Genomic DNA, 1,160 nt, shown 5'->3' with positions numbered 1-1,160 from the left:
GGTCAGGTTGTGGCCGGAGCGCTCGCGGCCGTTGCCCTATGACATCTGGCTGGTAACCCATGCCGACCTGCGGCATACGGCCCGGGTCCGGGCGGTGATCGATGAGATTGTCGCGGGGTTTGCCGGGACTGGTGAATAATTCCAGACAACACAAATCCTGTGGGAGCGAGCTTGCTCGCGATGGCGTTGTGTCATTCAACATTGATGTCGTCTGACACTCCGCTATCGCGAGCAAGCTCGCTCCCACAGGATTTGTGTTGTCTGGAATTATTCACCAGTCCCGGCAAACCCCGCGACAATCTCATCGATCACCGCCCGGACCCGGGCCGTATGCCGCAGGTCGGCATGGGTTACCAGCCAGATGTCATAGGGCAACGGCCGCGAGCGCTCCGGCCACAACCTGACCAGCCCCTCCTTCTCCCCGATGTACACCGGAATTTCCCCGACCCCGATCCCCGCCGCAATCGATCGACGTACCAGCAGGCTGGAACTGAGGCTCGCGACAATCCGCCCGCGCGCCACCGGTTCCGAGACCAGCGTCAGGTCCTTGTTGCCCTGCAAGTACGGTTGATACACCACCAGGTCATGCCCGGCGAACGCCGATCCGGGCTCCGGCACGCCGAGGGCATCGACATAGGCTTGCGAGGCGAACAGACCCACCGGCCAGCGGGCGATGCGCCGGGCGATCAGGTCCGGGTTCTCCGGTCGGGTGTTGCGTACGGCGATGTCCGCCTCGCGTTTTGCCAGGCTGAGAATCTGCGTGGTGGCGTCCAGTTGCACCCGTACATCCGGGTGTTGTCGATGCAGACGAGCGATCGCCGGGATCAGGAAATCGATCGCCAGGGAGTCGGTGGTGCTGACGCGAACCGTGCCGGTCAGGCGATCGTCCAGGCCCTGGATCTGGCGTTCCAGCTCCAGCGCCGAATGCTCCATTTTCTCTACGGCCTTGAGTGCCGCTTCGCCGACAGCCGTCAGCGCATAACCTTCGGAGGTACGCAGGAACAAGGTCGCACTCAATGACTTTTCCAGCGCCGTGATGCGCCGGCCGACCGTGGCCTGGTCGACCCCCAACACCCGCGCCGCACCACGCAACGTCGATTCACGGCAAACCGCGAGAAATACCCGGGCGTCATCCCAATTCACAGCGCTCTCCTGATGAT

At 63.2% G+C, this 1,160-nt stretch carries 1 protein-coding gene and 1 pseudogene; one reads left to right on the top strand and one right to left on the bottom strand.

Going from position 1 to position 1,160, the window contains the following annotated elements; translation table 11 throughout:
* A pseudogene (locus AC1DVH_RS31505) lies at positions 1–139 on the top strand (LysR family transcriptional regulator); the annotation flags it as partial.
* A 128-nt stretch (positions 140–267) separates the two neighbouring features.
* Here the strand turns inward: AC1DVH_RS31505 and AC1DVH_RS31500 are convergent.
* Positions 268–1,143: a LysR family transcriptional regulator gene (locus tag AC1DVH_RS31500; protein WP_477757077.1), complete on the bottom strand. Its 876-nt coding sequence runs from the start codon at positions 1,141–1,143 to the stop codon at positions 268–270.
* Positions 1,144–1,160: the final 17 nt, after the last annotated feature.

Source organism: Pseudomonas sp. P4_C3 (genome assembly GCF_056402075.1).
This window is presented reverse-complemented; position numbering and strand designations above follow the sequence as displayed.